Origin of the sequence: Thiohalophilus sp. (assembly GCF_031581315.1) — a bacterium.
In the GTDB taxonomy this organism is placed as follows: Bacteria; Pseudomonadota; Gammaproteobacteria; order UBA6429; family Thiohalophilaceae; genus Thiohalophilus.
Genome location: NZ_JAVLAZ010000013.1, coordinates 37,159 through 41,831, shown reverse-complemented (window position 1 = coordinate 41,831; position 4,673 = coordinate 37,159). Strand labels below are relative to the sequence as shown.

3 protein-coding genes and 1 tRNA gene are annotated in these 4,673 nt (G+C 59.8%); all 4 read right to left on the bottom strand.

Annotated features, from left to right (window positions below; genetic code table 11):
• Positions 1 to 234: 234 nt before the first annotated feature.
• Positions 235 to 327 (bottom strand) — tRNA-Ser (locus RI563_RS03245).
• Positions 328 to 385: 58 nt separating this feature from the next.
• A complete protein-coding gene (gene csrA / locus RI563_RS03240; protein ID WP_310692909.1) occupies positions 386 to 580 on the bottom strand; it encodes a carbon storage regulator CsrA in 195 nt (64 codons plus the stop codon).
• Positions 581 to 713: 133 nt separating this feature from the next.
• Complete coding sequence (locus RI563_RS03235; protein WP_310692908.1) at positions 714 to 1,943, bottom strand: aspartate kinase; 1,230 nt, start codon at positions 1,941 to 1,943, stop codon at positions 714 to 716.
• Positions 1,944 to 2,108: 165 nt separating this feature from the next.
• Positions 2,109 to 4,673: alanine--tRNA ligase (gene alaS / locus RI563_RS03230; RefSeq protein ID WP_310692907.1), on the bottom strand; the 2,565-nt coding region annotated here is incomplete at its 5' end.

Genomic DNA, 4,673 nt, shown 5'->3' with positions numbered 1-4,673 from the left:
TTCGAACCTCCGACCGCCTGGTTCGTAGCCAGGTACTCTATCCAGCTGAGCTACGGGCGCTTTAAAACAGGGGCTAGGTCCTGGTCGCTAGTGACTAGTAACCCCAGATCGTCAGGGAAGGCGCAATATACTGATTATCGTGGCTGGTTTCAAGCCAGTTCCCCTAGCACCTAGCCACTAGAACCTAGAAACTGAATAAAAATGCCGCCCACCGGGCGGCAATTTTATTCGATATGGCGGAGAGAGAGGGATTCGAACCCTCGATGGAGCTATTAACCCCATACTCCCTTAGCAGGGGAGCGCCTTCAGCCACTCGGCCATCTCTCCGGAACCCCGTTTTACCGGGGGAGCAAAGGATACTAGGGCCGGGGGCCGAGGTAAAGTCTCAGCTGCCGGACTCCTGGGCGCTGCCGTCTTCTTCGCTCTTGATCCGCTCGTAAATCTCTTCGCGGTGGACGGAAACATCCTTGGGCGCGTTGACACCGATGCGCACCTGGTTGCCCTTGACACCCAGGACTGTCACTGTGACTTCGTCACCAATCATGAGTGTTTCACCCACCCGTCTGGTCAAAATCAGCATTTCAATCTAACTCCTTTTCGGATAATTCAGTAAGTTCTGTCCTTCGGCAGGCCTGATAGCGGGCAGGCTCAAACCTAGGTATCGTCAACACGTCACTAAACTTTAGTAAATAAACGGCGGTAAAAAACCGGATTTACACTGCCATTTCGTGCTCAAGCTCAAACGCGCCGTGCAGGGAGCGTACCCCCAATTCCAGGTACTTTTCTTCGACAACCACGGAGATTTTGATTTCGGAAGTGGAGATCATCATGATATTAATCCCCTCTTTGGCCAGGGCCTCGAACATCTGGCTGGCCACTCCGGCGTGAGAACGCATGCCGACGCCAACCAGCGAGATTTTAACAATCGATTTGTCACCGGCAACCTCGCGCGCGCCCAGTTTTTTCGCAATGTCCTGCAGCAGTTTCAGGGTCTTGTCGTAATCATTGCGATGCACCGTGAAGGTGAAGTCGGTGGTGCCGTCCGCACCCACATTCTGGATAATCATATCCACTTCGATATTGGCCTCGCCAATCGGCCCCAGGATGCTGAATGCCATGCCAGGCTGATCCGGAACGCCCAGAATCGTCAGCTTGGCTTCATCGCGATTGAAGGCGATGCCGGAGATGACAGGTTGTTCCATATCCTCTGCTTCCTCATAGGTAATGAGTGTACCGGGCCCTTCCTCAAATGAGGACAACACCCTTAAGTTGACATTATATTTGCCGGCAAATTCCACCGCCCGGATCTGCAGGACTTTTGATCCCAGGCTGGCCATCTCCAGCATTTCCTCGAACGTGATGCGCCGCAGACGCCGGGCTTCGGACACCACCCGTGGATCGGTGGTGTAAACCCCATCCACATCGGTATAAATCTGGCATTCCTCCGCCTCAAGGGCCGCCGCCAGAGCGACTGCCGTGGTATCAGAACCACCGCGGCCCAGAGTGGTGATATTGCCGTCTTCGTCGCGCCCCTGAAAACCGGCCACCACCACGACCCGGCCCTGATCCAGATCGGTGCGCATACGGCTTTCGTCGATATCCAGAATCCGCGCCTTGGTGTGCGCGCTGTCGGTCAGGATGTGCACCTGCGAGCCGGTATAGGAACGGGCCGGGTAGCCCCGGGCATTCAGCGCCATGCTCAACAGGGCAATGGTCACCTGTTCGCCGGTGGAAACCAGTACATCGTACTCTCGCGGATCGGGCTGGTCACTCACCTGGCTGGCCAGATCGATCAGCCGGTTGGTCTCGCCGCTCATGGCGGAGACCACCACGACCACGTCGTGACCGGCCTGGCGACTGGCGATCACTTTCTCGGCGACATTTTCGATTTTCTCGACATTGCCGACCGAGGTGCCGCCATATTTTTGAACAATAAGAGCCATAACACCTTTACGCTGTGCCCAAAGGGCGCAAATTAAACACTAGTTGGCAAAAGATTGAAAGGCGCGCAGCCGCCCGCAGGCCGAAAAAGGCCTCGCTCAACCCGTCAGCAGACAGAAAAAATAAAAAAACCGGCCCGATAGCCGGCTGACCCGAACCCGTTACCCTCAGACGCCGGCCAGCTGGGTGCGAACCCAGTCGGGGACGCTGGCCAGGGCGGCATCCAGTCCTTCGGGCTGACTGCCCCCGGCCTGGGCCATGTCGGGACGACCACCGCCCTTGCCGCCGACCTGTTGCGCGACCATATTCACCAGTTCGCCGGCTTTGAGTTTGTCGGTGTTGTCCTTGCTGACGCCGGCCACCAGCGCAACCTTGTCGCCACTGACCGTGGCCAGCACCACGGCCGCCGAACCGAGTTTGTTCTTGAGCTGATCCACGGTATCGCGCAGCGACTTGGGATCGGCGCCGTCGAGTCGGGCGGCCAGGACCTGGAGCCCGTCGATCTCCTGGGCCTGGGCGGCGAGATCGGAGCCCTGGCTGCTGGCCAGTTTGGCCTTGAGCCGCTCCACTTCTTTTTCCAGCTGGCGGTTGTGTTCCAGCGTCTGGCGAACCCGCTCGGCCAGTTGCTCGCGCCCGCCCTTGAACAGGCCGGAGAGCTCATCCAGCTGGGCTTCGTTCTCTTCCACCCACGCCAGTGCCCGCTGGCCGGTCATCGCCTCGATACGCCGCACGCCGGCGGCCACGCCGCCCTCGCTGATAATCTTGAACAGGCCGATATCGCCGGTGCGCTCGACATGGGTGCCCCCGCACAACTCCATGGAAAATTCGCCCATGCGCAGGACCCGTACCGCTTCGCCATACTTTTCGCCAAACAGGGCCAGTGCGCCGGCAGCGATGGCGGCATCCGGCGCCATCACCTGGGTCTCGACCGGGTGATTGCGGCGGATATGTTCATTGACCAGCGCCTCGATCTGCTGCAGCTGTTCGCGGCTGATCGGCTCGAAATGGGAAAAATCGAAACGCAGGCGCTCGGCGTCCACCAGCGAGCCCTTCTGGGTGACATGCTCGCCCAGCACATGGCGCAGCGCGGCATGCAGCAGATGGGTAGCCGAATGGTTATAGGCCGTGGCCTGACGACGCTCGGCATCCACGCTCGCCTCGACCTGTTCGCCGGTTTTAATGGCCCCTTCGCTCACCTTGCCGAAGTGCAAGAACACCTTGCCGCCCTGCTTGCGGGTATCCTCAACCGTGAATTTGCCCCCGGTCGATTGCAGCCGGCCACGATCGCCCACCTGGCCGCCGCCCTCGGCATAAAACGGGGTACGATCCAGCACCAGCATCCCGGCCTGGCCCTGGCCCAGTTCGTCCACTGGCTTACCGTTTTGATAAATCGCCTCGACCGTGGCCGGGCCGGCCAGCTGCTCGTAACCGGTAAACTCGGTCTCACCCTCCACCTGCACGGCCTCGCCGTAATCGACGTCGAACTGGCTGGCGGAACGGGCCCGTTCGCGCTGGGCAGCCATCGCCTTGTCGAAACCGGCCATGTCCAGTTGCAGGCCGCGTTCGCGGGCGATGTCGTTGGTCAGATCCACCGGAAAACCGAAGGTGTCGTACAGTTTGAAAATGGTCTCGCCAGGGATCGTCTTGTCGGGCAGATCGGCGATCGCCTGATCCAGGATCTGCATGCCCTGGTCCAGGGTTTCGGCAAAGCGCTCTTCTTCCTGCTTGAGGATCTTCTCCACCATCGCCTGCTGTTTAACCAGCTCGGGATAGGCCTCGCCCATCTCTTTGGCCAGCGGCGCCACCAGCTGATGGAAAAAGCCCTGCGGCGCCTCCAGCTTGTGGCCGTGACGAATCGCCCGGCGGATGATCCGGCGCAGCACATAACCGCGGCCTTCGTTGGAAGGCATTACCCCATCGACGATCAAAAAGCTGCAGGAGCGGATGTGATCGGCGATCACCTTGAGGGAGTTGTCCTGCTTGTCTTTATAACCGGTCACTTTCGCCGCGGCGTCGATCAGATGCTGGAACAGATCGATCGCGTAATTGCTGTGCACGTCCTGCATGACCGCGGCCAGCCGCTCCAGCCCCATGCCGGTGTCCACCGACGGTTTGGGCAGCGGATTGAGCGTGCCGCTCTTGTCCCGGTCGTACTGCATGAAGACCAGGTTCCATATCTCGATATAACGATCACCATCCTCGTCGGGGCTGCCGGGCGGCCCGCCGGGAACCTCGGGACCGTGGTCATAGAAAATCTCGGTACAGGGGCCGCAGGGGCCGGTGTCGCCCATGGACCAGAAGTTGTCGCTTTCATAACGCTTGCCGCCCGGCTTGTCACCGATACGGGTGAAGCGCTGTTCGTCCACGCCGATCTCTTTGAGCCAGATGTTCGCGGCGTCTTCGTCGTCCTGATAGACCGTCACCCATAACTTGTCCGCCGGCAGTTTCAACACGTCGGTCAAAAACTCCCAGGCATAGCCGATCGCCTCGCGCTTGAAATAATCGCCGAAGCTGAAGTTGCCCAGCATTTCGAAAAAGGTGTGATGGCGGGCGGTATAGCCGACGTTTTCCAGGTCGTTGTGCTTGCCGCCGGCGCGCACGCAGCGCTGGGAGCTGACCGCCCGTTTGTAAGGACGCGACTCCTGGCCGAGGAAGGTCTCCTTGAACTGCACCATGCCGGCATTGGTAAACAGCAGGGTCGGATCATTGGCCGGCACCAGCGGGCTGGAGGC

Bases quoted from the DNA above. Each gene is read 5' to 3' on its own strand.
- csrA (WP_310692909.1), bottom strand. From the start codon at position 580: ATGCTGATTTTGACCAGACGGGTGGGTGAAACACTCATGATTGGTGAC.
- RI563_RS03235 (WP_310692908.1), bottom strand. From the start codon at position 1,943: ATGGCTCTTATTGTTCAAAAATATGGCGGCACCTCGGTCGGCAATGTC.